Below are 25,525 nucleotides of genomic sequence, written 5' to 3'. Positions count from 1 at the left end.
TCCCTTCTCAATTTAATTTCATTCATATACAATAAAGTATGCAGTAGTAATCGCAGTTAAAACCTAAGTTCAGGAGTGATCGACATGCAAATTCCATTTTTCGGCCTTTACGAGAAGGTACAGCTTATATTGACGAACAAAATCGAGGAATTTCATTACTATGGATATGATTCGATAACAGAACAAGATTTATGGAAATATTGCATTGATAAGGTGTGGCGCAAAAGAGATGTGCAAAATATGCGATTGCATGAGCTGACAGCCGGCATTTTCGGTGCAACTGCTTCGGAAGTGTTAAGCTATATGCAAATAAAGGATTTTAAGCGCAATGAATTGAACTTAAAGCTTTCCAATGAAGAGCTGCAAGGTTTGTTCCACCCGCTTAAAGAGTAGGGGAAAATAAGAATAATATAATAAATTATCTAGTAATAATTTGACAGTTTCCATAAGCTGTTTCATAATGAGAGTGTTGTGCTTTTCAAACTATCGGATTGTTATTTTTGAAAAGTGATTCAGAAAATTATTGAAATGAATACATAGTTTGTGGATGGTAATTTTTACGTTTTACATCACACCGCGTTTCGTGTGATATTGAGGAGGATTTTTTAATGAAATTAGCAAACCGTATCATTACGTTCGTTCTTGTCGTAGCATTGCTATTTACAGGGATGGGCACAACGGTAGAGAAGGTTTTAAACGATGTAAAACTTGGATTGGACCTTCAAGGTGGATTTGAAGTACTTTATGAAGTGGAATCACTTGTTGATGGACAAAAGATTACCCAAGATGTATTGGCAGATACGACTACGGCATTAGATAATCGTATTAATGAATTCGGGGTTAGTGAGCCAAGCATTCAAATTGAAGGGGAAGACCGTATTCGTGTACAGCTTGCAGGTTTAGCGGATCAGGATTCTGCTCGAGAGCTATTATCGAGTACAGCGAATTTAACTTTCCGTGATGTAAATGATAATATTTTACTCGATGGGACAGATTTAAAGGAAGGTGGCGCATCGCCTTCATTTGATCAGCAAAACCAGCCAATTGTAACTTTAACATTGAAAGATGCGGCGAAATTCGCAGAAGTGACGCAAAAAGTCATGAGCATGGGTGCACCGAATAATTTATTAGTTGTTTGGCTGGACTTTGAAGAGGGCGTAGATTCTTACGCTGAAGAAAGCAAAAAGCCACCCGAAGAGCAAAAATTTGTTTCTGCAGCCTCTGTTACTCAAGTATTAAATACAACAGATGTTATGATTTCTGGTAACTTCACAGTAGATGAAACGAAAAACTTTGCATCTATACTTAATGCAGGTTCATTACCTGTTAAGTTAACGGAGATTTATTCAACATCGGTTGGGGCACAATTCGGTGAAGATGCTTTAAATGATACAGTATTCGCAGGAGTAGTCGGCGTACTGTTAATCTTCCTGTTCATGCTGTTTTACTATCGTTTACCAGGGTTTATTTCTATTATTACATTATCGGTATTCACATATTTAGTGTTAATCGTCTTTAACGGTATTAATGCTGTATTAACATTACCGGGTATCGCCGCGATCGTATTAGGGATCGGGATGGCCGTTGATGCAAATATTTTAACAGCTGAGCGTATTCGTGAAGAACTGCGTGTTGGCCATTCAGTAAAAGACGCATATAAATTAGGTTCAAAACAATCACTATCAGCAATCATTGATGCGCAATTGACAACTTTACTTGCTGCTGCCGTATTGTTCTACTACGGGACAAGTTCAGTTAAAGGGTTTGCAACGACATTAATTATTTCGATTTTACTATCGTTTGTAACAGCTGTATGGGGTTCCCGCGTATTGCAGGGTCTTCTTGTAAACAGCGGTTACTTCAATAATCCGGCATGGTTCGGAATTAGCAGATCAAAACAGCATTCAATTGATGAAGGAATTACTTCATTGGATTTAACAACGAAATTTGATAAATTGGACTTCGTTGGAAACCGTAAAAAATTCTATGCGATATCTACAATCATTTTAGTTGCAGGGATTGTTGTTCTCGGTATATTCAAACTGAATTTAGGAATCGATTTCTCGAGTGGTACGCGTGTAGAGATTAAATCCGATACAGCGCTGGTTCAAGAAGAAGTGAAGGATTATCTGGACGAAATCGGTTTTGCAAACGAGGATGTTGTTATTTCAGGCGATAATCAAACAATCGCCGTAATGCGGTATAAAGATGACTTCTCTCAACAACAAGTACTTGATTTTAAAGAGCAGGTAAATGAAAAATACGGACATGAACCAAGCTTAAGTACAGTATCGGCTACTGTCGGAAAAGAACTGGCGAAAAATGCGATGTATGCATTGGCACTGGCGGCACTTGGTATCATTATCTATGTAGCAGTCCGCTTTGAATGGCGTATGGGTCTAGGGGCAATTGTTTCTTTACTGCATGATGTATTCTTCATTATTGTTATTTTCAGTATGCTGCGTCTAGAGGTAGATATTACGTTTATCGCTGCGGTATTAACAATTGTCGGTTATTCGATTAACGATACAATTGTCACGTTTGACCGGATCCGCGAAAATATTGACCGTCACGAAGAAATTACGACGAAAGAAGAGCTGGCATTGATTGTCAACAAATCACTTCGTCAAACGATGGGACGATCTGTAAATACAGTATTGACGGTTATTATTGTAGTTATTGCACTTATTTTCCTAGGTGCTCCATCAATTCAAAACTTCTCGATTGCTCTGTTAATCGGGTTAGTTACAGGGATTTACTCTTCAATCTGTATCGCGGCACAAGTTTGGTATTCACTGAAATGCCGTGAAATGGACAAGAAAGGTACTTCTGTTGTGAAAAAAGAGAAAAAACAATGGGGTTCAGACGAGCCACAAGTATAAATATATGAACCGCGTAATTGCTTTCGGGCAAATTATGCGGTTTTTGTTTACCCCCACTGAAAAAAAGGAATAAATTTTTAAAGTAAGACGTGAGAGGAGGTTCATTATGAAAATTCAATGGACATTGGTAGTTGGACTTATTTTTGCTCTTATTATTGCCATTTTTGCTACAGTTAATGTGGATAGCGTACAGGTTAATTATGTCTTTGGAGAAGCACGCTGGCCTTTGATATTAGTTATTTTAGGGTCGGTATTAATTGGTTTTATCATCAGTTTTTGTTTTTCGGCATTCCGTATGTACGGAGGGAAAAGGCAGATGAAAGCAGTTCGAAAAGATCTTGAAGCAGCACAAGTACTGATTAATGAAAAAGATGCAGAGATTATCCGACTGAAAAATGAGCTTGGGGAACAGGGTGCTTCCAAATTTATAACCGAAGAAATTTCGGGCGGCGATAAAATTCAGAAAGAGTAGATAATATGTGATGCTGATCTTTAGAAGCTATTTGAAACGTGAACATCGTTCCAAATAGCTTTTTTATTGTTTAATAGATACATTTAAGAAAACGTATGGTCATTTTAACTAGCAGACTTATTAAATTTCCGTATCAATATTTCTGGTAATATCAGAAGAAACTTTGGGAAACATGATAGATTTCCGTTATAATGAACTGCGTGAGGAAGTGAATATATATGATACAGTCACAAAAAGTATGGACAATAACAAAGCAAGATGAGCAGCTAGTAAAACAATTCAGTGAACAGCTGAATATTTCAACGATTGCAGCAAAAATTTTAATTGCACGTGGTTGCACATCGATAGAAGAGGCAAAACCATTACTGAAAATTGATGAAACCCAGTATCATGATCCATATTTAATGGCTGGAATGGAAGACGCAGTTATGCGCATTGAACAGGCATTGGATAATGGAGAAAAGATTCTGGTATATGGTGATTACGACGCGGACGGTATTACAAGTACAACTGTGCTGCTAAATGCTTTACTTGATCTGGGGGCAGATGTCAGTTTTGTCATTCCGGATCGGTTTATTCATGGATATGGACCGAATGAAAAACTTTTCAAAAAAGCTTATGAAGATGGCGTAAATTTAATTATTACGGTCGATAATGGGATAAGCGGGATTGAACAAGTAAAAATGGCAAGAGAGCTTGGTATGGATGTGATTATTACCGATCACCATGAAGCGGGTAATATTTTACCGGATGCCAACGTCATCATCCATCCGCGTGTGCCAGAAGGTCATTATCCGTTTGGAGAACTCGCAGGGGTAGGGGTAGCCTTTAAATTGGCACATGCATTGTACGGCGAGTTGCCTGATCATCTATTTGAATATGTGGCAGTGGGGACGATTGCCGATTTAGTGCCGCTCGTTGGCGAAAATCGCTATTTAGTACAGCGCGGTCTACAGGCGTTAAAGCATTCTCCAAATCCTTGGGTAAAGGCCATTTGCGATGCAACAGGGGCAAACAAGAAAGACATCAATGAAGAAACTGTTGGCTTTTATTTTGGCCCACGCCTGAATGCAATCGGACGACTAGGCAGTGCCGAACCGGGAGTACACTTTTTAATGAGCGAAGACCCGCTTCAGGCAAATACACTGGCTACCCAATTGAATGATAAAAATACTGAACGGAAAAAAATTGTGGAAGACATTACAAATGAAGCAATGGCTATGATTGAAGATGATGCTTCATTAAAAGATTCCCTTGTTCTAGTCGTAGCAGGGGAAGGCTGGAATCCAGGTGTTGTCGGAATCGTTGCATCGCGATTAGTCGAAAAATATTACCGTCCGACAATCGTTCTTTCCCTTAATCATGAAAAAGGGATTGCAAAGGGTTCTGCAAGAAGTATTGAAGGGTTCCATCTGTTTAATGAGTTGGCAAAAAACCGTGATATTTTACCACATTTCGGCGGCCACCCAATGGCAGCTGGGATGACGTTACCGATTGAACATGTGGCATCATTACGTACCCGGTTAAACGAACAGGCCAAACTTTGTTTAACAGAAGAGCAGCTTGTGCAAAACATGCAAATTGATGTTCCGATAGAGCTAAGTGAAATTACCGTTGAGGCGATTGAAGAACTGCGACAATTGGCTCCATTTGGTACAGAATTTCCGAAGCCGGTTTTTGGGATTCAGGATGTAAAAGTAAAATCGATGCGCAAAATCGGTTCCGGTGAAAATCATCTGAAAATGGAATTGGAAGATCCGTATCGTACTCTTGATGCAATTGGGTTCAATAAAGGTTTTTTACATGATGAAATTTCATATGGTGTTGCATTATCATTGGTTGGTGATTTGCAAATCAATGAATGGCAGGGGAATAAAAAACCGCAATTCATGATTCAGGATGTTCGGGTTAATGAATGGCAGCTGTACGATTACCGTGGGAAAAGCAAGACCGCAAACTGGCTTGCTAAAATTCATGTGGAAAAAACTGATTTTATTGCTTTTTCCCAACAGACAAAACTTCACTTTGAACAGGAAATTCCGAAAGAAATTATTAATTTCACAATTGAAACGGAAACCGATAAACTGCACAAAAATATCGTATTGCTCGATTTGCCGGAAAATGTAGCCGCATTGGAAAAATTACTGCAAGACGTTCAAATTGAACGAATCTATGCACATTTATATACAGACCAATCAGCGTATTTTAATGGTATGCCGACAAGGGAACACTTTAAATGGTATTATGGATTCCTGAAAAAACGTCCGGCTTTTAACTTGAAAGAACATATTCGACAATTATCCGAACATATCGGACTAAATATAGAAGTAATTAAATTTATGACAAAAGTGTTTTTTGAGCTAGGATTTGTTACAATAGAGAATGGTTTGACGACAGTAAACGAAAATGCACCGAAAAAAGCATTATCCGAAGCAACGTCATATAAATTGCGTTCACAACAAATCGAACTTGAGCAAAAGCTGGTATATGCCACATACAGCGAACTCAAGCAATGGTTTAATGAACGATTGAGTTCTTGAGGAGGACATAGGAAGAATGGATTTAAAACAATACGTAACAACAGTTGAAAATTGGCCGAAAGAGGGCATCAGCTTTAAAGATATTACAACAATCATGGATAATGGTCCTGCATATAAATATGCGACTGATGAAATTGTAAAATATGCGAAGGAAGTTGGCGCTGAAATCATCGTAGGTCCGGAAGCACGCGGATTTATTATTGGTTGTCCTGTAGCCTATGCATTGGAAATCGGTTTCGCTCCAGTTCGTAAACCAGGAAAACTTCCACGTGAAGTCATCTCTGCAGATTATGGATTGGAATATGGTACAGACACATTAACAATGCATAAAGATGCTGTGAAGCCTGGTCAAAAAGTTTTAATCTGTGATGATTTGCTTGCAACAGGCGGTACAGTTGAAGCAACAGTTCGCTTAATCGAACAATTAGGCGGCGAAGTAGTAGGTGCAGCATTCATTATCGAACTTACAGAATTGAATGGCCGTAACAAAATCAACAATATTCCAATTAAAACTTTAATTCAATATTAATTCACTGAACTATCCTGCAAAAACTTTGCGGGATAGTTTTTTTTCAATGAGTTCTATACTAGAAGCTGTTCAATAATTCTACAAATTTCGACTTTCTGCAAAACTAAATGCCCACGTGCCTTTACATTTAGTAGATATCTTTTATACAATTGAACTTATACTTAAAGCGAAAATAGAAAGAACAGGTGGACTCATAATGGCGAAAGAACAAATATTGGCGCCCGAAGATGTTTTCGAGCTCGTCAAATCTTATATGAACGAAGAACATGTTACCTTTGTTGTTAAAGCATATGAGGTAGCGAAAGAAGCACATAAAGAGCAATTCCGCAGTTCAGGAGAACCATATATTATTCACCCGGTACAAGTGGCGGGTATTTTGGCTGAGCTGCAGATGGATCCTGAAACAGTGGCAGCAGGATTTTTGCATGATGTCGTGGAAGACACGGAAGTGACACGCGAAGATCTAGTAAACGAGTTTAGTGAAGAAGTAGCCAAGCTTGTGGACGGGGTAACGAAGCTTGGGAAAATTAAATACATGTCAAAAGAAGAGCAGCAGGCTGAAAACCACCGAAAAATGTTCGTCGCAATGGCTCAGGATATCCGGGTGATTTTAATTAAGCTGGCAGACCGTCTACACAATATGCGGACATTAAAGCATTTGCCTGCTGAAAAACAACGCCGCATTTCACAGGAAACACTTGAAATTTTCGCACCATTAGCACATAGATTAGGAATTTCGAAAGTGAAGTGGGAGCTGGAGGATACGGCATTACGCTATTTAAATCCGCAGCAGTACTACCGGATCGTCAGCTTGATGAAGAAAAAGCGTGATGAACGGGAAGCTTATTTGGATAACGTGATGGACGAAATCAATTCCCAGCTGAAAGAAGTGGAAATTGAAGCGGATATCTTTGGGCGTCCGAAACATTTATACAGCATATACCGCAAAATGGTCCTTCAAAAAAAGCAGTTTAATGAAATTTATGATTTACTGGCTGTACGTATTTTAGTCGATAGTATTAAAGATTGCTACGCGGTAATCGGGATTATCCATACATTATGGAAGCCAATGCCGGGACGTTTTAAAGATTATATTGCGATGCCAAAGCAAAATCTTTACCAATCCCTACATACAACTGTCATCGGACCATATGGGGATCCGCTTGAGGTGCAGATCCGTACGAAGGAAATGCATAAAATAGCGGAGTTTGGTATCGCCGCACACTGGGCTTATAAAGAAGGCAAAACCGTTGAACAAAATGCTGAAACAATTGATCAAAAGCTGACTTGGTTCCGTGAAATTCTGGAGTTCCAAAATGAATCGTCGAATGCAGCAGAATTTATGGAATCGCTGAAATTTGATTTATTCTCGGACATGGTATATGTATTCTCGCCAAAAGGGGACGTTATTGAGCTTCCGTCCGGTTCTGTGCCGATCGACTTTGCTTACCGCGTTCACTCGGAAGTCGGGAATAAAACAATTGGTGCAAAAGTAAACGGTAAAATGGTACCGCTTGATACGCCTTTAAAAACTGGGGATATTGTAGAAGTTTTAACATCGAAACAATCATTCGGCCCGAGCCGAGACTGGATCAAGATTGCCCAAAGTTCGCAGGCGAAAAACAAAATTAAGCAATTTTTCAAAAAGCATGTGCGTGAAGAGAGTGTTGTTAAAGGGAAAGAACTCGTTGAAAAAGAAATTAAGGCTCAGGAGTTTGATATGAAGGAAGTCTTAACAACTGAAAATATTAAACGGGTTATTGAAAAATTCAACTATACACATGAAGATGATTTATATGCAGCTGTAGGCGTAGGCGGAATAACGGCTCAGCAGATCGTCAATCGTCTGGCAGAAAAAATGCGCAAAGAGCGTGAACAGGAAGAAGCGCTCGAAAAAATCGTTAAAAGCATGAATAACCCGACACCGAAAAAACGGACGGAATCAGGTGTTATAGTTAAAGGAATCGATAATTTATTAATTCGTTTATCACGTTGCTGTACTCCGGTACCAGGTGATGATATTGTCGGCTTTATTACGAAAGGTCGTGGTGTTTCAGTACACCGTGCAGATTGTCCGAACATCCAAGATGATGGAAACCTGGAGCGTCTAATTGAAGTGGAATGGGAAAATGACGGCACACAAATCCGGAAAGACTACCCAGTAGATATCGAGATTTCTGCATTCGACCGTCCAGGAATTTTAAATGATGTTATGCATGCTGTCAGTGAAGCGAAAACCAATATATTGGCAGTTACAGGCCGTGCGGATCGTGAAAAAATTGCCACGATTCATTTAACGATTGCCATCACCAATATTTCAGGACTACATCGTGTTGTCGAAAAAATTAAACAGCTACCGGATATTTATTCGGTTCAGCGTGTAATTAATTAATCAATAGATAGTAGGGGAAAAGATGCGCGTAATATTACAACGTTCAAAACAGGCATCTGTTACAGTCGATGGACAAGTAACAGGTGCTATTCAAAAAGGCTATGTACTGCTAGTGGGCATTACACATAGTGATACAGAAGAGGATATCGCATATGTAGCGAAAAAAATTACCGACTTGCGTATTTGGGAAGATGAGGACGGCAAGATGAATCGTTCCATTGCTGAAGCAGGCGGCGACATTTTATCTATCTCCCAATTTACACTATATGCCGATACTCGAAAAGGGAAGCGACCAAGTTTTGTTGAAGCGGCAAGACCGGAACAAGCAAAGCCGTTATGGGAAGCATTTAACGAACAATTAAAGGCAAATGGTTTACATGTTGAAACAGGTATTTTTGGTGCAATGATGGATGTCGCGCTTATTAATGATGGTCCTGTAACAATCACGATTGAGTCTAAAGGTAAATAATCGATGAACGGATCACTCCTTTTTCGCATATTGTACAATATGCATACAAAGGAGTGATTTTTTGGTTCAAATGAACGCATATCCGAACGCGTACTGGCTAGAAGCGATCCAAAATTATTTAGGGCAAATGGTTGCCGTTCAGCAAGAAGGGAATCGTGTTCAGCAAGGGATATTGGCAGCAATCTGTCCGGACTATATTGTACTTGATGTTTGCCAGACACCGTTCTATATTCGTATCGATAAAATAGTCTCGATCATGCCGTTTTTAAAAAAATAAAATGAATGAGGTCTACGCACTCCATAATCGTCATAAGCTTACAATGACAATTAGGGGGTGCTTTATTGTTTCAACGCGTCAATCGATTACTTATTGATTTACCACAGGTTGAATATGGAGACGCAAATGCTGCAAGTGCAGTACAGGAATTACTAGGCGGTAAGTTTGGCGAAATGTCGACTTTGAATAACTATATGTATCAGTCATTCAATTTCCGTGGTAAAAAGAAATTAAAACCATTTTATGATTTAGTTGCGAGTATTACAGCAGAAGAGTTTGGACATGTGGAGCTCGTAGCGACGACAATCAATTTACTAAGCAAAGATACGACGTTTTCCGGAAACCCGAATCTGGCACCGATGATGAACGCTAAAAATATGCGCAATACGCAAAGCTTTATCGCTTCTGCACAGACAGCTTTACCTGTTGATTCGATGGGTAAGCCATGGAATGGGGAATATGTGTTTACGAGCGGGAATTTAGTGCTCGATTTACTGCATAATTTCTTCTTGGAGTGTGGCGCGCGGACACATAAAATGCGGGTATATGAGATGACGGATCATCCGACAGCCCGTGAAATGATCGGATATTTACTGGTGCGTGGCGGGACACATGTTGTTGCCTATGCAAAAGCACTGGAAATGGCGACAGGTGTGGATGTAACTCGGATGCTTCCAATCCCTAGCCTTGACAATCATGTATTTGACCACGCAAGAAAATACGAAGAACGTGGTTATGGAAATGTGTTGTTTACGTGGAATTACGTAGGGGATTACCAGGATATTAATAAAATATGGAAAGGGACACATCCGACAACGAATGCACCACTCATTGTTGAAGAGGGCACGCCAAAAGGTGCAAAAATGCCGGATTTAGATGAATTGCCGGAAGAGTTTGCACCGGGTATCGGTCCGGAAGAGTTCCAGATGATCGCGAAACGTCTTATGTTCAATATGTAATACAAACACCCATTTTTCTCTGAGAGAAAGATGGGTGTTCGCTGTTTAAAATATCCGTTTCTTACCGTATTCATTGAAAAATCTTTATCTTTTTAGGCTATTCAATACCTTCGCAATAGTTCACTACTGTTTGGAAGTCGAGGTCACCGCCGAAAATAGAAAGGGCGCTGCCGATTGTAACATGCAATTTTCCATTTGAAAGTGATTCGAACTTTTTCAGATCGTCAATTGAACGTACACCACCAGCATACGTTGTCGGAATCGATGTCCATTCTGCCAAGTCACGTACTAAATCCTCCTGCATGCCACTGCGTTTTCCCTCTACATCAACCGCGTGGATGAGCAGCTCGTCACAATATTCTTCGATTACTTTAATTGACTGCGCATTAACTTCAAAGTCGCTGAATTTTGTCCATTTGTCAGTTACAACATACCATTTACCGTCACGTTTCCGACAGCTCAGATCCAGGACAAGTTTTTCTTTACCGATTTTTTTTACTAATTGTTCCAGCCGGTCCATATCAAGCTGGCCGTCATGGAAAATATATGATGTTACAATTACATGTGAAGCACCAGCATCAATATATTTTTGTGCATTGTCGGCTGTAATACCGCCACCTATTTGAAGACCGTTCGGGTAAGTTTGTAAAGCAGAAATTGCCGCTTCTTCATTGCCGGGACCAAGCATGATGACATGTCCGCCCGTCAGTTTGTTTTGCAGAAATAATGAAGCGTAATACGAGGCGCCTTGGTCAGAAGTGAAATTTTCAACCACTTCTTTATTTTCGTAGCCAAGTGTGCTTCCGACAATTTGCTTTACTTTTCCATCGTGTAAGTCAATACAAGGTCTAAAATTCATGTTCGTCACTACTTTCTCTAACATTCTATTATCATCATAACATTTTAGCGTACTAAATTAATAGAAAAATCAGACGTAATGGCTTCTTTGCATTATTGTAGGACATGCTTTAATCGGTATGATAAAATGGGCTTACAATTTATTAGAAAGCGTGGCATGGAAATGGCGGAAAATCTAAATTTGTTTGACGTAAATAAGCTCTTTATTTTAGGTCGACCGATTGTAACAATTTTTCATAATGCAACGAATATGTACTCCATTGTTCGTGTCAAAATTCAAGAAACAAACATTCAGTATGACGAAAAAGAAATCATCATTGTTGGCTACTTCCCGCAATTAGTCAATGATGAACAATACCGCTTTACAGGGCAGTTAAAAAGTCATCCGAAATACGGGATGCAATTTCAAATTGATACATTTGAAAAAGAAGTGCCGACAACCGAGCAAGGAATCGTCCATTATTTATCAAGTGATCTATTTTCAGGTGTGGGCAGAAAAACGGCAGAGACAATTGTAGAAAAGCTCGGTATGGATGCTCTTACGAAAATACTGGAAGATCCGTCAGCACTCGATGCTGTTCCCCGGTTATCTGCTGAAAAAAAATTACATATTCGCCAAACGATCGAGGAAAACCTTGGACTGGAACGGGTGATGGTGCGGCTGAATGATTGGGGCTTTGGGCCACAGCTTGGGATGAAAATTTACCAGGCTTATCGGGAAGAAACAATTCAGTTACTGACAGAAAACCCTTACCGTTTAATCGAGGAAGTGGAAGGGGTCGGTTTTATACGTGCCGATGAACTTGGTGCGAAGCTGGGTATTACGGGAAATCACCCGGATCGAATAAAGGCTGCCATTTTCCATGTACTGACAAATGCTGCATTATCAGAAGGACATGTTTATTTGGATGCGGAAATGGTGCTTCCAATGGTTAAAGATATGCTTGAACAAAGTCAGCGCATCGAAATCCCGTATGAAGCGATTTCGAAAGCGGCAATCGATATGCGTGAGGAATCGAAAATTTGCGGCGAGGAAACACGCATGTACTTACCGTCACTCTATTTTAGTGAAGTGGGTATTGCAAGTAAGATCAATGAACTGAAAGAAAAAAACAAAACAGCTGAAAGTTTTACGAAAGATGAAATCCGAAAAGCAATTGGCGATATTGAAGAACAATATGATGTGACGTATGCGCCAACACAGGCACAGGCGATTGAAACGGCAATCAATTCTGCCGTCATGATTTTAACAGGAGGACCCGGCACGGGAAAAACAACCGTTGTACGAGGTTTGGTGGAAGTATATGCGGAACTTCACGGCTTATCATTAAATCCAAAAACATATGCTGAAAAAGAGGAACCGTTTCCCATTGTCCTTGCAGCCCCAACAGGACGTGCAGCGAAAAGACTGGCGGAATCGACTGGCTTACCTGCTATGACAATACACAGGCTGTTAGGCTTTAATGGTCAGGAAAAGGATGAAGAAACAGAGCGTGAAGTCGTAGGTCGTCTCATTATTATCGATGAGATGTCGATGGTTGATACATGGCTGGCACATCAACTGTTAAAAGCATTGCATGAAGATGTTCAAGTCGTTTTTGTAGGGGATCAAGATCAGTTACCGCCTGTCGGTCCAGGGCAAGTCTTAAAGGATTTGCTTGCATCCAAACAAATTCCGACTGTCGAATTAACAGATATATACCGTCAAGCGGAAGGTTCTACAATTATCGAGATGGCCCACCAAATCAAAAAAGGCAAAGTTCCGGATACGTTGACTGCAAAAACAACGGACCGCTCGTTTATACAAGCTGGAGCCGCACAAGTAACGAGTGTTGTCACACAGATTGTAAAAGGTGCACTTGCGAAGGGACAGGCAATTCGAGATATTCAAGTATTGGCGCCAATGTACAAAGGACCTGCAGGCATCGATAATTTAAATAAAGAAATCCAGCAGCTCGTCAATCCGAATGATGGGACGAGAAAAGAACTTGTTTTTGGTGATACGATTTATCGTATAGGGGACAAAGTGCTGCAGCTAGTGAATCAGCCGGATAATAATGTATTCAACGGGGATATGGGAGAAGTAATTTCCATCATCCGTGCAAAGGAAACAGTGGAAAAGCAGGATTTGCTTATCGTCAGCTATGATGGGATCGAAGTAACATATCAGCGTGCTGATTTAAATCAGATTACATTGGCCTATTGCTGTTCGATCCATAAATCGCAAGGCTCTGAATTTCAAACGGTCATTATGCCGATTGTTCGCGGCTATTCGAAAATGCTTCGAAGAAATTTACTGTATACGGGTATTACACGTGCTAAAAACTTTTTAATATTATGTGGTGAGCCGGATGTACTGGCGAGCGGTTTAGCAAAAACAGATGATTTAACACGCTTAACAACATTGAAGGCACGTTTAAATTCAGAATTTGTTGCTGAAGAAAAGATGGAAGCGACACCGGAATTGGAAGAGAAAAAGGCGTCTGTAAGTGAAGTGAAACAAATTCCTTCATCAGAGCAGCTCGGTCTCTTGAATGTTTCGGCTTCACATAAGATCGGGGAATCCCTGCCAAATCACTTAACGGCAGAAACAGCACCATATATTCACCCATTAATTGGTATGGCAAATATATCGCCGTATGATTTCAACGAAGAATAGTACTAGCCATTTCCGTTCATCATTGAATGGGAATGGCTAGTTTTTTTATTTATGGAAAAGTACTATCTAGGATAAATTTTAAAAAATGATGAGTTTATGTTCACGTGTACAGGGAAAATGTTTTTAAAATATAATAAAAGTTTGAAACAAAACGGGACATACTAAAAAAATGATAACTTTTTGCTGAAAAATCAGAACTTTTAAAAGAAACTATTAATTAATATTATTTCTATGGGTATGTTAGTATGAAAAAAAACTTATATGACGTCCGAAGTTGTATGTCAGTTATTACAAAATGAAAAGGTTTTCAAAACTAAAGGAGAAGGTGCACATACATGGATTTCGTATGGGGAATCATAGGTATTCTGGGAGTCGTAGCGATTGCCATCGGGTTATCTAGTAACCGTAAAGCAATTCAATGGAGAATTATTATTTCAGGATTAATTGTCCAATTGATTTTTGCATTTATCGTATTAAAATGGTCTTTTGGCCGTGAGAAGCTTATGCAACTTTCTGATGGTGTACAGAAGCTGGTTAGTTATGCCAATGAAGGGATTGTCTTTGTATTTGGCGGTTTAGCAGATCCGGAAAATGTCGGATTTGTATTCGCGATGAGCGTATTAACAATTATTATTTTCTTCTCATCTTTAATCTCTGTCCTTTATTACTTAGGGATTATGCAATTTGTCATTAAGATTATCGGTGGTTTCTTATCAAAAGTATTAGGTACGACAAAAGCAGAATCAGTGAATGCTGCTGCTAATATTTTCGTTGGACAAACTGAAGCCCCGCTTGTTATTCGACCATTTTTAAATAAAATGACAAGATCACAAATGTTCGCGGTTATGACAGGTGGACTTGCATCGGTTTCAGGTTCAGTATTAATCGGATATTCTTTATTAGGTGTTCCGCTTGAATACTTATTGGCAGCAAGTTTCATGGCTGCACCAGCAGGATTGGTAATGGCAAAGTTAATGATTCCTGAAACAGAAGAAGTAAATGAAGATGACTTTAAATTAGAGCGTAATTCTGAAGCGACAAACGTTATTGATGCAGCGGCTGTTGGTGCTTCTGACGGTTTGAAATTAGCAGTAAATGTTGGAGCAATGCTATTAAGTTTCATCGCATTAATTGCCTTATTAAACGGTATTTTAGGCGGCATAACAGGATTGTTCGGTTTTGAAAATGTAACACTTGAAGGTATTTTAGGTTATGTATTTGCTCCACTAGCATTTTTAATCGGTGTTCCTTGGGATGAAGCAGTACGTGCAGGTTCGTTTATCGGTCAAAAATTAATTTTAAATGAATTTGTTGCCTTCTCTAACTTCGGTCCGGTTATCGGCGAGCTATCGGACAAAACAGGCATCATTATTTCGTTTGCGCTTTGTGGTTTTGCAAACTTAAGTTCAATGGGTATTTTAATCGGTGGTTTAGGTGGTATGGCACCGGATAAACGTCCAATGATTGCACAGCTTGCGATTAAAGCGGTTGCTGCAGGAACATTGGCATCATTATTATCAGCTGCAATTGCTGGTATGTTTATTTAATATCATTCAGTATTCAAGAGACTGTGCTAAAAATATTTTTAGCGCAGTCTTTTTTTAGTACGAAATTTCTGCTGCCAGTTTTTCTAGTTCGGAACGATTTGTCAGGATATACCCGCGATTTTGCTTCGTAATATAGCCTGCCTCGCTGAATTGTGCAAGGACAAAAAGCAGGTGGCGATATGATACACCTAAGTAATCACAGACTTCAGTATGTTTTTCTTTATAGAATTGTTGATCCGACGATAGTAAAATGAATGAAGCTAACCGGTTTTCCAAAGGATAGGCCTGGTTTTGCGTATATTTTGTTGTTGCTGTTGTTGCTTTATGACTTAAAAATAGACAGAGCATTTTTAGGAAAACAGGATCTGTCAATAATTTTTCCTTCACTTCCTGAATCGCAATCGCAAAACATACCGACTTTGACAAAGTTTGAATGCCTTTAGAATAGCGTTCGGCGTTTAGGAGCTCCATTTCCCCCATAAACGTTGGGGCTGTAATAAAATCGATGAGCGAAATTTTCCCGTTTTTATGGGTAATATATAATTTAGCTTTCCCTTCGACCATGTAATATAAATAGTCGGGGAAAGAATGCTCATGGAAAATAAATTCCCCTTTGTCGAATTCGTACACATTGATATATGGCACAATGTCAAACGAAAAATATTGGGAAATCGGGTATTGTTCGATATAGGGGAGACTTTCATCTATTGGTAACTTTCTCAAATTATAGAGCAACTCCTTCCAATAAAATATGAGATTTCTCACATTATTGTAGTATTTCTCATGTTAATATTCAACTTAATAAATTTGAAAAAAGGATGAAGATTATGAATAATCAGCGTTGGCTCGCGAAAAATTTCTTTATGTTCTTTATTACGTGGGGGATTTTCCTGCCATATTGGACGGGTTGGCTTATTAATGATAAAGAGCTTACGGTTTCGGAAGCGAGCATAATAATGGGTTTTGGGCTGGTTGCAAGGGCACTTTCGACGATGTTTATTTTTCCGTTTGTTTCAAAAGTGATGAGCAACAAAAATGTGCTGATCTTTTTTACTGCAAGTTCATTAGTTGTGACACTGCTATACATACCGATTAATTCATTTGGCGGCCTGTTTTTAATGACATTGCTGTTCAGCGCCTTTTACCCGGCATTACTACCGGCTGTTGAGAGCAGTGCTTCCACATTAATGCAACATGGATCCATCCATTATGGAAAAGCACGTTCATTTGGATCTTTCGGGTTTGTTGTCGCTGTATTGATCATTAGTATGATTAGCGGGATGTATGGTGAGCAAATGATTTTATGGATGATGATTGTAGGATTGGCCGCATTACTCATCATTCAATTTATGCCTGCACCTCAAGTATTAAGTTTAGTGCCGGTAAAAGAAAATGGAAAAACGCTCTCAATGAAAGGGCTATTTAAAGTAAAAAGCTTCATCATCGTATTGTTTGTTGTTATTTTGCTTCAGGGGGCACACGCATCGTACTATAACTACGGCTATATTTATTTACAGGAGCTGAATGTCAATCCGTTTTATATCGGAATGATTTTAAATGTCGCAGTAATATTTGAAATCCTTTATTTTTATAAGGCAGATACATTTTTGACAAAGTGGAAGCCTTCTTCGTTAATGCTCGTTGCTGCAATTGGCTCGAGTGTTCGTTGGATACTAGTTTACGCATTTCCGAATATGCCGATGTTTATCTTATCTCAGGCACTACACGCTCTGTCATTTGCAATGGCGCATTATGCCTTTATCCGCTATATTTCCAAAGCTTTACCGCAAGAGCAAATTCCAAATGCACAGGGGATTTATTCTGCACTTGCAATGAGTTTAAGTGCAGCGATTCTTACACTTTTAGGTGGTGCACTTTATGAAATTGAGCCAGGTTTGGCGTTCTTAGGAATGATTATATGTACAGTGCCTGCAATCCTTTTAATTTTACTGACGAAAAAACGTTTTAATTATTAAGGAATGCCGATTGACAGCACGATGTCTATTTTTTATAATGAAGAGCATAATAAAATGAAAACGATGATGGAACAAGTACGTATGGACTTCGTGAACAGAAAGAGATTTCCCGGCTGAAAAAATCTCCCCGAATAAATACTGAAAGCTACTCCAGAGTGCAGCTAACCACTGCCGTTTGCTTACGTTACAAGCACTTGAGATATAATGCATGCGCGTTATAAATTAGGGTGGTACCACGAGATAATAGTCTTCGTCCCTTTACCGGGATGGAGGCTTTTTTTGTTTTCATTTTGCGGAACATAAAAATTTCCGGTAAATGAAGCGCTTATATGCGTGAAGGTGTAATTAATCTGTACCACAATTCATCGACTTCAATAAATTTTAGGAGGAAAAAATCATGACAACAAAAACTATGACAGGTTCTGAAATTCGTCGTCTTTATTTGAATTTCTTTAAAGAAAAAGGGCATCATATTGAACCATCAGCACCATTAGTGCCAATTAATGACCCATCGCTTTTATGGATCAACTCAGGTGTGGCAACATTAAAGCCGTATTTTGACGGACGTATTATTCCAGATAACCCGCGCATTACAAACGCACAAAAATCGATTCGTACGAACGACATCGAAAACGTAGGGAAAACAGCGCGCCACCACACATTCTTTGAAATGTTAGGGAACTTCTCTATTGGGGATTACTTTAAAAAAGAATCAATTCATTACGCTTGGGAGTTTTTAACGGATCCAAAATGGATGGGCTTCGATCCTGAAAAGTTATCGGTAACTATCCACCCGGAGGATCAGGAAGCTTATGACGTATGGCATAATGAAATCGGAATTCCGAAAGAGCGCTTAATCCGATTGGAAGGCAACTTTTGGGATATCGGGGAAGGTCCATCAGGTCCAAACTCTGAAATCTTCTATGACCGCGGTGAAGAGTACGGCGTTGGTGCACCGGAAGAAGAAATGTACACAGGCGGGGAAAACGAGCGCTATCTTGAAATTTGGAACCTAGTATTTTCTCAATTCAACCATAATCCGGACGGCACTTATACGCCACTTCCAAAACAAAACATCGATACAGGTATGGGTCTTGAGCGTATCGTTTCTGTTGTACAAAATGTACCAACAAACTTTGATACAGATCTTTTCATGCCAATCATTGAAAAAACAGAAGCGTTCGCAAACCGTAGTTACAAACGTCCGCATGAAGTGGATTTAAAAGAAATTTTCGGATCGACTGAAGATGTGAATACACCATTTAAAGTAATTGCCGACCATATCCGTACAGTAGCATTTGCTATTGGGGATGGTGCATTACCATCAAATGAAGGCCGCGGCTATGTATTGCGTCGTCTATTACGTCGTGCTGTTCGATATGCGAAAAAAATAGGCATCGAAAAACCGTTTATGTTTGAATTAGTGCCGACTGTCGGAGAGATTATGCATGATTTTTATCCGCAAGTAAAAGAAAAAGAAGCATTTATTCAACGTGTGATTAAAAATGAAGAAGTGCGTTTCCATGAAACACTTGATGGCGGATTAGCAATTTTCAACGAAGTTGCAGAAAGCCAAAAAGCTAAAGGTGAAACAGTTATCCCGGGTGCTGATGCATTCCGTTTGTATGATACATTCGGTTTCCCGATTGAATTAACGGAAGAGTACGCAGAAGAAGTTGGCATGACAGTTGACCAAGAAGGTTTTGAAGCTTCTATGGAAAAACAGCGTGAACGTGCGCGTAATGCACGTGCTGACGTTGATTCAATGCAAGTGCAAAACGAAGTTCTGTCGAATTTAACACAGCAATCTACATTTATTTATGATGCATTGGAAGCTTCTGCAAAAGTTGCTGCAATTGTTGTTAACGGTCAAGAAACTTCAACAGCTTCCGAAGGTGAAGAAGCGTTGGTTATTCTATCTGAAACACCGTTCTATGCTGAAATGGGTGGACAAATTGCCGATACAGGTATCATTGAAGCAGACGGATTCACGGCCATTGTAAAAGATGTTCAAAAAGCACCAAACGGCCAGCCATTACACACAGTTGTAGTGGAATCGGGTGAAATGAATGTCGGCGATATCGCTACTGCAAAAGTTGAAGAATTAAAACGTAAATTAATCCTTAAAAACCATACTGCAACACACTTAATGCACCGTGCATTAAAAGATGTATTAGGTGACCATGTAGCACAAGCAGGTTCTTATGTAGGACCAGATCGTTTGCGCTTTGACTTCTCTCACTTTGGTGCTGCAACAAAAGAAGAGCTTGCACAAGTTGAACGTGCAGTGAACGAAAAAATTTGGGAAGATATCGAAGTCGTGATTCAGGAAATGGATATTGATTCTGCAAAAGCAATGGGTGCAATGGCACTGTTCGGTGAGAAGTATGGGGATGTTGTCCGTGTTGTAGCTGTTTCGGATTATTCGATCGAACTTTGCGGTGGACTGCATGTAAGCCGTTCATCTGAAATCGGCATTTTCAAAATCGTATCCGAAAGCGGAATCGGTGCAGGTACACGCCGAATTGAGGCTGTTACAGGAAAAGCGGCATATGAAGCGATTAAAGAAGAAGAAGCAATTTTAAATGAAGCAGCAGGCCTTTTAAAATCGAATGCAAAAGACGTGGCAACTCGTGTTGCAACACTTCAAGCAGATTACAAAGAACTGCAACGCGAAAATGATTCATTGTCACAAAAAATCGCAAATGCACAAGCTGGCGCAGTATTAGATGCTGCACAAAAAATTGGTGATGTAACAGTACTTGCAACTCGTGTAGAAGCAAAAGACAATAATCAATTACGCCAGATGATGGATGATTTAAAAGAAAAAATGGAATCAGCTGTAATTGTTCTTGGAGCAGTCGATGGCGATAAAGTCATGTTATGCGCGGGTGTAACGAAGGATATCGTTGGTGGAAACTATCACGCTGGAAACATTGTGAAGCAAGTTGCTGAAGCTTGCGACGGCAAAGGCGGCGGTCGTCCGGATATGGCGATGGCCGGTGCGAAAGATGCTTCTAAATTGGAAGATGCGTTGAATGCTGTTTACGAACATGTAAAATCTTTCTAAACATCTAAATTTTACTACTGGCATATTTGAAGTGCTTGCAGGAATAAGTTATAATGATATAAATGGAGATGGGAGATAGTGCTCCATCTCCCTATTGCTGAAAGCGAGGTGCTGGTCTTGAGTTCTTTCGATAAAACAATGAAATTCAGTTTTCCAGAAGAATCCATGGAACAAGAAGTAAAGCAAGTGATGCTGAAGGTGTATACGGCTTTAGAGGAAAAAGGGTATAATCCAACAAATCAAATTGTGGGGTATTTATTATCTGGCGACCCGGCATACATCCCTCGCCACCAGGACGCACGTAATTTAATCCGCAAGCTTGAACGTGACGAGATTTTAGAGGAACTCGTTAGATTTTATATTAGAAAGAATACTGAGGCGGATAAATGAGAATTATGGGTTTAGACGTCGGCTCGAAAACAGTCGGCGTTGCAATTAGCGATGCGCTAGGGTGGACAGCGCAAGGAATCGAAACGATAAAAATCGATGAAGCGGCAGGCGAATTTGGTATTGAACGTATTAATGAGCTTGTAAAGGAACACAATGTAACAGAATTTGTTGTAGGCTACCCCAAAAACATGAATAATACAATCGGTCCCCGCGGGGAAGCTTCCGAAAGCTATAAAAAGTTGCTGGAAGATACATTTGGTTTTCCTGTTAAACTTTGGGACGAGCGTATGACAACAATGGCTGCTGAGCGAATGCTGATCGAAGCAGATGTAAGCCGTAAAAAGCGAAAGCAAGTTATTGATAAAATGGCTGCTGTCATGATTTTACAAGGTTATTTAGATAGTAAAAACTAAAGTTGCTTTATATGAGGCATTTTTGTACTTATCCGAAAAGGCTTTATGTATAATGAATTGAGCAGCAACAGGCACCAATGCCTAAATATTATGAAGAGGTGACGATCATGTCAGAACAACAAAATCACATTACAGTAGTCGATGAAAACGGCAACGAACAACTTTGCGAAATTTTACACACTTTCGATTCAGAAGAGTTCGGTAAATCATACGTATTATATTCTCTAGTAGGTGCAGAAGAAGATGAAGACGGCGCAGTTGAAATCTTTGCCTCTGCATTTGTTCCTGCTGAAAACGGTGAAGATGGCGAATTAACGCCGATTGAAACAGAAGCAGAATGGGATTTAATCGAAGAAGTATTAAACCAAATCGAAGACGAATTAGGCGAAGAAGAATAATTCATTTGACACGATAAAAACAGAGTGGGTGTTGAGCCTACTCTGTTTTATTCATTCATTGGGAGGAAATAGTATGGAAGAAAATATTTTTATATTGCAAAAAGAAGACGGCGGGGAGCAACAATGCCGCGTTGTTTTTACATTTGATTCAGAAGAGCATTCTTATGTGTTATTCTCATTAATCGGTGATGAAGAAGCCGGTATTTCTGCACTTCGCTATGTACTTGACGAAAATGGCGAAATGAGCGGCTTTTCGGATATTGAAACAGATGATGAATGGGCGATGGTTGAAGAGGTTATGAATACGGTGCTAGCGGAGTTTGGCGCAGATCAGACAAATTACTTCACGATCACGAATGACGATGACGAAGAAGTTATGTGCCAAATTTTGCACCGCTTCGAAAGCAACGGCAAAAATTACTTATTCTATGCCATTATGGAAGACGATGAGCCTGTTCTTGAAGAAGTATTCGCTTCTGCCTATATCGCTGGCGACAACGGTGAAGTAGCGGACTTGCTGCCTATCGAAACAGACGAAGAGTGGGAAATGGTAGAGCAAGTATTAAATTCATTAGCACAAAACTAATTTCAAGTACCTTACTGACGATATATACGGCGGTAAGGTTTTTTTATTGTTCAAAATTAGACAAAAACGAACATTTTCTATTATAAAACGTCGCAAATAGTGAGAATTTGCATACCTTTCGTCGCTCGATATTGTGTCGAAAGAGATTTTTATGTATCATTATGAAAGAGAAAAAGGGGGGGCTCCCGTGCTGGACGAAAATAAAAAGCAAGAAATGTTCAATAAAATGAAAGAGCGTAAAGGAGAAGTTAAAACGGTGCGTAAAATTGTGGGAATCATCGCGCTTGTCGCTCTTCTGATTATCGCCATCGTCGGTTTAGCAGGATATAGCTATGTGACATCGGCATTGAAACCAACGGACCCGGAATCGAACGAAAAAGTTGAAGTCGAAATTCCGATGGGGTCAGGTATTACATTAATATCAACTATTTTAGAAGATAAGGGCATTGTAAAGAATGCGCAGATTTTTAAATATTACACTAAATTTAAAAATGAATCGGAATTCCAAGCAGGCAGTTATGCTTTGACGAAATCCATGACACTCGACGAAATTATTGAAAGCTTAAAGACAGGTCGTGTGTATCGCGAGCCTGTATTTACAATGACAGTGCCAGAAGGGTTAACGCTAGAGCAAGTAGCTGATATTGTACAGAAAAATACTTCTCACAAAGCAGAGGACTTCATGAAAAAAGTGACGGATGCCGCTTATGTGGAGCAATTGATCACTGAGTATCCTGATTTATTGTCAGAGGCCATTTTAAAGGAAAATATTCGTCATCCATTAGAAGGTTATTTATATCCGGCAACATATCCATTCTTTGAGGAAGATCCATCAATCGAGGAAATTATCGATACAATGCTTACTGCAATGAATACGATTGTTTCCGAGTATACACCGGTATTGGAAGAACGTGAAACATCTGTTCATGAACTATTGACATTTGCATCACTGCTTGAAGAAGAGGCAACTGCCCAAACGGACCGTGAAACGATTGCAAGTGTATTCTATAACCGTATAGAAATTGATATGCCTTTACAGACAGACCCAACCGTACTGTATGCATTAGGCTCTCATAAAGACCGCGTGCTGTATGAAGATTTGGAAGTGGACAACCCGTATAATACGTATCAAAATGTTGGATTACCGCCTGGACCAATCGCGGGAGCCGGAAAAACATCAATTGAAGCGGCACTGAACCCTTCACAAACGGATTATTTATACTTCCTGGCAGATAAAGAAGGCATAAATCATTTTGCTAAAACGTATGATGAACATTTATCGAACATCGAAAAATACTTACGCTAAGAGAGTTTAATGGATGAAAAGGAATCGAATGGCTTGAAATTTCCGTTTTACGATGGAATTCAGTAAATTGTTCGCATTCCTTTTCTTTTCATGCTATTATAAATTGTGATTTTTTGTCCTTATATAACAATTTTGTAGGCGCAAACATCTTCGTTTCGTCTTTTTTCTTGTGAATGAAAGATGAGCGCAAACAACCAGGTAAAGGGAGAATGACGAATGGAATTATCAGACGCTTATATTGCTTCCTTCATTCCTGAACGTGATGAATTACTAATGGAAATGGAACGCTTCGCAGAACAGAATCATGTCCCGATTATGCAGCTTGCCGGGATTGAGTCACTAAATCAAATTTTACGCATTCAAAACCCGAAATCGATTTTGGAAATTGGTACGGCAATTGGTTATTCTGCTATACGAATGGCGCAAGCGCTGCCAAATTGTCATATTGTGACGATAGAACGTGATGTGTCACGGGTTCAGTATGCCAAGGAATTCATTGCAAGGTCAGAGGTGGCAAACCGCATACAAGTAATTGAGGGCGATGCGTTAGAGGTAGACATGGAAACACTTCCACCTACTTTTGATGCTGTTTTTATTGATGCGGCAAAAGGGCAATACATGAAGTTTTTCGAAAAATACGCATCACTCGTTCCACCGGGTGGCGTTTTATACATCGATAATATGTATATGCACGGACTATCGGATTTAGATATAAAAGAAGTACCTAGAAGAAAGAGAACGATGATTCGCAACTTAAAAACATTTTCAGACTGGATTATGGCACATCCGGATTATTCGAGTGCGTTTTTCCCTGTCGGTGATGGTTTGTTAATTTGTTTGAAGAGGTGATTAGTTTGAAAAAACCAGAATTATTAGTAACACCACAATCCATTGAGCATATTACAGCACTGCTTGAGGCAGGTGCAGATGCTTTTGTGATCGGTGAACAAAAATTTGGCTTACGTTTAGCTGGAGACTTTACGGTAGCACAGGTGGAAGAAGCAACAAAGCTGATTCACGCTGCAGAAAAGAAGGTTTATGTAGCAGTCAATGCCTTATTCCACAACGATCGTTTAGATGCGTTGGATGAATATTTAGTGGAGATGCAGCGTATTGGGGTAGATGCATTATTATTCGGAGACCCAGCCGTAATTATCGCTGTGCGTGAAAACAACGTAACCATTCCGTTACATTGGAATCCGGAAACGACAGCAACAAACTTCTTCCAAGTGAACTATTGGGGTGAACGCGGAAGTAAGCGTGCTATACTTGCACGTGAACTTTCAGTGGATGAAGTTATTGAAATTAAAGAAAATACAAAGCATGAAATCGAAGTGCAAGTACATGGCATGACTTGTATGTTCCAATCTAAGCGCTCACTTTTAGGAAACTATTTCCTTTACCGTGACGAAGCGATGGAAATTGAAAATCGAAAAGAAAACAAAAATATGTTCCTTCACGATAAAGAGCGCAAAAATAAATATCCGATCTATGAGGATATGAATGGCACACATATTTTCTCACCGAATGATATGTGCATTATCGAGGAGTTAAATGAATTATTTGAAGCGGGCATCGATTCATTTAAAATCGATGGTGTCCTTCAAACATTTGATTATACGGTGACAGTTACAAAACTTTACCGTCAAGCGATTGATACGTATTTTGAGCAAGGTGAAGATGCGTACGATGACATTAAATCTGAACTATTTGAGCAAATCGAAGCAATTCAGCCAGCGTTACGTCCACTGGATACTGGCTTCATCTACAAGGAAACAGTTTACTAGGAAGGAGAACGAACG

General features: G+C 39.6%; 22 protein-coding genes. 20 read left to right on the top strand and 2 right to left on the bottom strand.

Going from position 1 to position 25,525, the window contains the following annotated elements:
* Nucleotides 1-84: 84 nt before the first annotated feature.
* From MHH44_RS13960 to MHH44_RS13920, 9 genes are all read left to right on the top strand, one after another.
* Nucleotides 85-393, top strand: a complete 309-nt coding sequence (locus MHH44_RS13960; RefSeq protein ID WP_008407679.1) for a post-transcriptional regulator — start codon at nt 85-87, stop codon at nt 391-393.
* A 215-nt stretch (nt 394-608) separates the two neighbouring features.
* On the top strand, nt 609-2,882 hold the full coding sequence (gene secDF, locus MHH44_RS13955) for a protein translocase subunit SecDF (RefSeq protein ID WP_340735386.1): 2,274 nt from the start codon (nt 609-611) through the stop codon (nt 2,880-2,882).
* A gap of 106 nt (nt 2,883-2,988) precedes the next feature.
* The gene (locus tag MHH44_RS13950) at nt 2,989-3,354 is read left to right on the top strand and encodes a LapA family protein (protein ID WP_340798871.1); all 366 of its coding nucleotides are present in this window, start codon (nt 2,989-2,991) and stop codon (nt 3,352-3,354) included.
* A 218-nt stretch (nt 3,355-3,572) separates the two neighbouring features.
* Nucleotides 3,573-5,894 carry a single-stranded-DNA-specific exonuclease RecJ gene (gene recJ / locus MHH44_RS13945; protein WP_340798870.1) on the top strand — a complete coding sequence of 774 codons (2,322 nt, stop codon included), beginning with the start codon at nt 3,573-3,575 and terminating at the stop codon, nt 5,892-5,894.
* A 16-nt stretch (nt 5,895-5,910) separates the two neighbouring features.
* Nucleotides 5,911-6,423 carry an adenine phosphoribosyltransferase gene (locus tag MHH44_RS13940; RefSeq protein ID WP_008407673.1) on the top strand — a complete coding sequence of 171 codons (513 nt, stop codon included), beginning with the start codon at nt 5,911-5,913 and terminating at the stop codon, nt 6,421-6,423.
* Nucleotides 6,424-6,619: 196 nt separating this feature from the next.
* Nucleotides 6,620-8,815: a RelA/SpoT family protein gene (locus MHH44_RS13935; protein WP_008407672.1), complete on the top strand. Its 2,196-nt coding sequence runs from the start codon at nt 6,620-6,622 to the stop codon at nt 8,813-8,815.
* A 22-nt stretch (nt 8,816-8,837) separates the two neighbouring features.
* A complete protein-coding gene (gene dtd / locus MHH44_RS13930) occupies nt 8,838-9,284 on the top strand; it encodes a D-aminoacyl-tRNA deacylase (protein ID WP_008407671.1) in 447 nt (148 codons plus the stop codon).
* A 70-nt stretch (nt 9,285-9,354) separates the two neighbouring features.
* Complete coding sequence (locus MHH44_RS13925) at nt 9,355-9,561, top strand: YuzF family protein (RefSeq protein ID WP_231918654.1); 207 nt, start codon at nt 9,355-9,357, stop codon at nt 9,559-9,561.
* A gap of 65 nt (nt 9,562-9,626) precedes the next feature.
* A complete protein-coding gene (locus tag MHH44_RS13920; RefSeq protein WP_008407669.1) occupies nt 9,627-10,520 on the top strand; it encodes a manganese catalase family protein in 894 nt (297 codons plus the stop codon).
* A 97-nt stretch (nt 10,521-10,617) separates the two neighbouring features.
* On the opposite strand, the gene hisA is transcribed toward MHH44_RS13920, so the two are convergent.
* On the bottom strand, nt 10,618-11,379 hold the full coding sequence (hisA, locus tag MHH44_RS13915) for a phosphoribosylformimino-5-aminoimidazole carboxamide ribotide isomerase (protein WP_340799519.1): 762 nt from the start codon (nt 11,377-11,379) through the stop codon (nt 10,618-10,620).
* A 162-nt stretch (nt 11,380-11,541) separates the two neighbouring features.
* On the opposite strand from hisA, the gene recD2 reads away from it, so the two are divergent.
* Both recD2 and MHH44_RS13905 read left to right on the top strand, forming a co-directional pair.
* Nucleotides 11,542-14,037, top strand: a complete 2,496-nt coding sequence (recD2, locus tag MHH44_RS13910; protein ID WP_061550155.1) for an SF1B family DNA helicase RecD2 — start codon at nt 11,542-11,544, stop codon at nt 14,035-14,037.
* A 335-nt stretch (nt 14,038-14,372) separates the two neighbouring features.
* Nucleotides 14,373-15,584, top strand: a complete 1,212-nt coding sequence (locus MHH44_RS13905; RefSeq protein ID WP_008407663.1) for a NupC/NupG family nucleoside CNT transporter — start codon at nt 14,373-14,375, stop codon at nt 15,582-15,584.
* A gap of 54 nt (nt 15,585-15,638) precedes the next feature.
* Here the strand turns inward: MHH44_RS13905 and yeiL are convergent, their stop codons facing one another.
* The gene (yeiL, locus tag MHH44_RS13900) at nt 15,639-16,307 is read right to left on the bottom strand and encodes a transcriptional regulator YeiL (protein WP_008407661.1); all 669 of its coding nucleotides are present in this window, start codon (nt 16,305-16,307) and stop codon (nt 15,639-15,641) included.
* 104 nt (nt 16,308-16,411) lie between these two features.
* On the opposite strand from yeiL, the gene MHH44_RS13895 reads away from it, so the two are divergent.
* From MHH44_RS13895 to MHH44_RS13855, 9 genes are all read left to right on the top strand, one after another.
* Nucleotides 16,412-17,560 (top strand): MFS transporter, encoded by a 1,149-nt coding sequence (locus tag MHH44_RS13895; protein WP_008407659.1) that lies wholly within the window; start codon nt 16,412-16,414, stop codon nt 17,558-17,560.
* A gap of 397 nt (nt 17,561-17,957) precedes the next feature.
* Nucleotides 17,958-20,630 carry an alanine--tRNA ligase gene (gene alaS, locus MHH44_RS13890; protein ID WP_340798869.1) on the top strand — a complete coding sequence of 891 codons (2,673 nt, stop codon included), beginning with the start codon at nt 17,958-17,960 and terminating at the stop codon, nt 20,628-20,630.
* A 117-nt stretch (nt 20,631-20,747) separates the two neighbouring features.
* Entirely contained in the window at nt 20,748-21,020 is a 273-nt protein-coding gene (locus tag MHH44_RS13885) for an IreB family regulatory phosphoprotein (RefSeq protein WP_014823361.1), read from the top strand.
* The gene (gene ruvX, locus MHH44_RS13880; RefSeq protein ID WP_008407654.1) at nt 21,017-21,433 is read left to right on the top strand and encodes a Holliday junction resolvase RuvX; all 417 of its coding nucleotides are present in this window, start codon (nt 21,017-21,019) and stop codon (nt 21,431-21,433) included. The genes MHH44_RS13885 and ruvX overlap by 4 nt, the downstream gene beginning before the upstream one ends.
* Nucleotides 21,434-21,540: 107 nt before the next feature.
* The gene (locus MHH44_RS13875) at nt 21,541-21,831 is read left to right on the top strand and encodes a DUF1292 domain-containing protein (protein WP_014823362.1); all 291 of its coding nucleotides are present in this window, start codon (nt 21,541-21,543) and stop codon (nt 21,829-21,831) included.
* A gap of 73 nt (nt 21,832-21,904) precedes the next feature.
* A complete protein-coding gene (locus MHH44_RS13870) occupies nt 21,905-22,417 on the top strand; it encodes a DUF1292 domain-containing protein (protein WP_008407650.1) in 513 nt (170 codons plus the stop codon).
* A gap of 187 nt (nt 22,418-22,604) precedes the next feature.
* Nucleotides 22,605-23,723, top strand: coding sequence for an endolytic transglycosylase MltG (gene mltG, locus MHH44_RS13865; RefSeq protein ID WP_008407647.1), 1,119 nt, complete (start codon nt 22,605-22,607; stop codon nt 23,721-23,723).
* Nucleotides 23,724-23,939: 216 nt separating this feature from the next.
* On the top strand, nt 23,940-24,572 hold the full coding sequence (locus MHH44_RS13860) for an O-methyltransferase (RefSeq protein ID WP_340798868.1): 633 nt from the start codon (nt 23,940-23,942) through the stop codon (nt 24,570-24,572).
* A 5-nt stretch (nt 24,573-24,577) separates the two neighbouring features.
* On the top strand, nt 24,578-25,510 hold the full coding sequence (locus MHH44_RS13855; protein ID WP_339262494.1) for a peptidase U32 family protein: 933 nt from the start codon (nt 24,578-24,580) through the stop codon (nt 25,508-25,510).
* The last annotated feature ends 15 nt before the right edge of the window (nt 25,511-25,525 follow it).

Origin of the sequence: Solibacillus sp. FSL K6-1126 (assembly GCF_038003445.1) — a bacterium.
Classification (GTDB): domain Bacteria; phylum Bacillota; class Bacilli; order Bacillales_A; family Planococcaceae; genus Solibacillus; species Solibacillus silvestris.
This window is presented reverse-complemented; position numbering and strand designations above follow the sequence as displayed.

Excerpts from the sequence above, each read along its gene's own strand:
- MHH44_RS13960 (WP_008407679.1), top strand. The coding sequence starts at position 85 with ATGCAAATTCCATTTTTCGGCCTTTACGAGAAGGTACAGCTTATATTG.
- secDF (WP_340735386.1), top strand. The coding sequence starts at position 609 with ATGAAATTAGCAAACCGTATCATTACGTTCGTTCTTGTCGTAGCATTG.
- MHH44_RS13950 (WP_340798871.1), top strand. The coding sequence starts at position 2,989 with ATGAAAATTCAATGGACATTGGTAGTTGGACTTATTTTTGCTCTTATT.
- recJ (WP_340798870.1), top strand. The coding sequence starts at position 3,573 with ATGATACAGTCACAAAAAGTATGGACAATAACAAAGCAAGATGAGCAG.
- MHH44_RS13940 (WP_008407673.1), top strand. The coding sequence starts at position 5,911 with ATGGATTTAAAACAATACGTAACAACAGTTGAAAATTGGCCGAAAGAG.
- MHH44_RS13935 (WP_008407672.1), top strand. The coding sequence starts at position 6,620 with ATGGCGAAAGAACAAATATTGGCGCCCGAAGATGTTTTCGAGCTCGTC.
- dtd (WP_008407671.1), top strand. The coding sequence starts at position 8,838 with ATGCGCGTAATATTACAACGTTCAAAACAGGCATCTGTTACAGTCGAT.
- MHH44_RS13925 (WP_231918654.1), top strand. The coding sequence starts at position 9,355 with ATGAACGCATATCCGAACGCGTACTGGCTAGAAGCGATCCAAAATTAT.
- hisA (WP_340799519.1), bottom strand. The coding sequence starts at position 11,379 with ATGAATTTTAGACCTTGTATTGACTTACACGATGGAAAAGTAAAGCAA.
- recD2 (WP_061550155.1), top strand. The coding sequence starts at position 11,542 with ATGGCGGAAAATCTAAATTTGTTTGACGTAAATAAGCTCTTTATTTTA.
- MHH44_RS13905 (WP_008407663.1), top strand. The coding sequence starts at position 14,373 with ATGGATTTCGTATGGGGAATCATAGGTATTCTGGGAGTCGTAGCGATT.
- MHH44_RS13895 (WP_008407659.1), top strand. The coding sequence starts at position 16,412 with ATGAATAATCAGCGTTGGCTCGCGAAAAATTTCTTTATGTTCTTTATT.
- alaS (WP_340798869.1), top strand. The coding sequence starts at position 17,958 with ATGACAACAAAAACTATGACAGGTTCTGAAATTCGTCGTCTTTATTTG.
- ruvX (WP_008407654.1), top strand. The coding sequence starts at position 21,017 with ATGAGAATTATGGGTTTAGACGTCGGCTCGAAAACAGTCGGCGTTGCA.
- MHH44_RS13875 (WP_014823362.1), top strand. The coding sequence starts at position 21,541 with ATGTCAGAACAACAAAATCACATTACAGTAGTCGATGAAAACGGCAAC.
- MHH44_RS13870 (WP_008407650.1), top strand. The coding sequence starts at position 21,905 with ATGGAAGAAAATATTTTTATATTGCAAAAAGAAGACGGCGGGGAGCAA.
- MHH44_RS13860 (WP_340798868.1), top strand. The coding sequence starts at position 23,940 with ATGGAATTATCAGACGCTTATATTGCTTCCTTCATTCCTGAACGTGAT.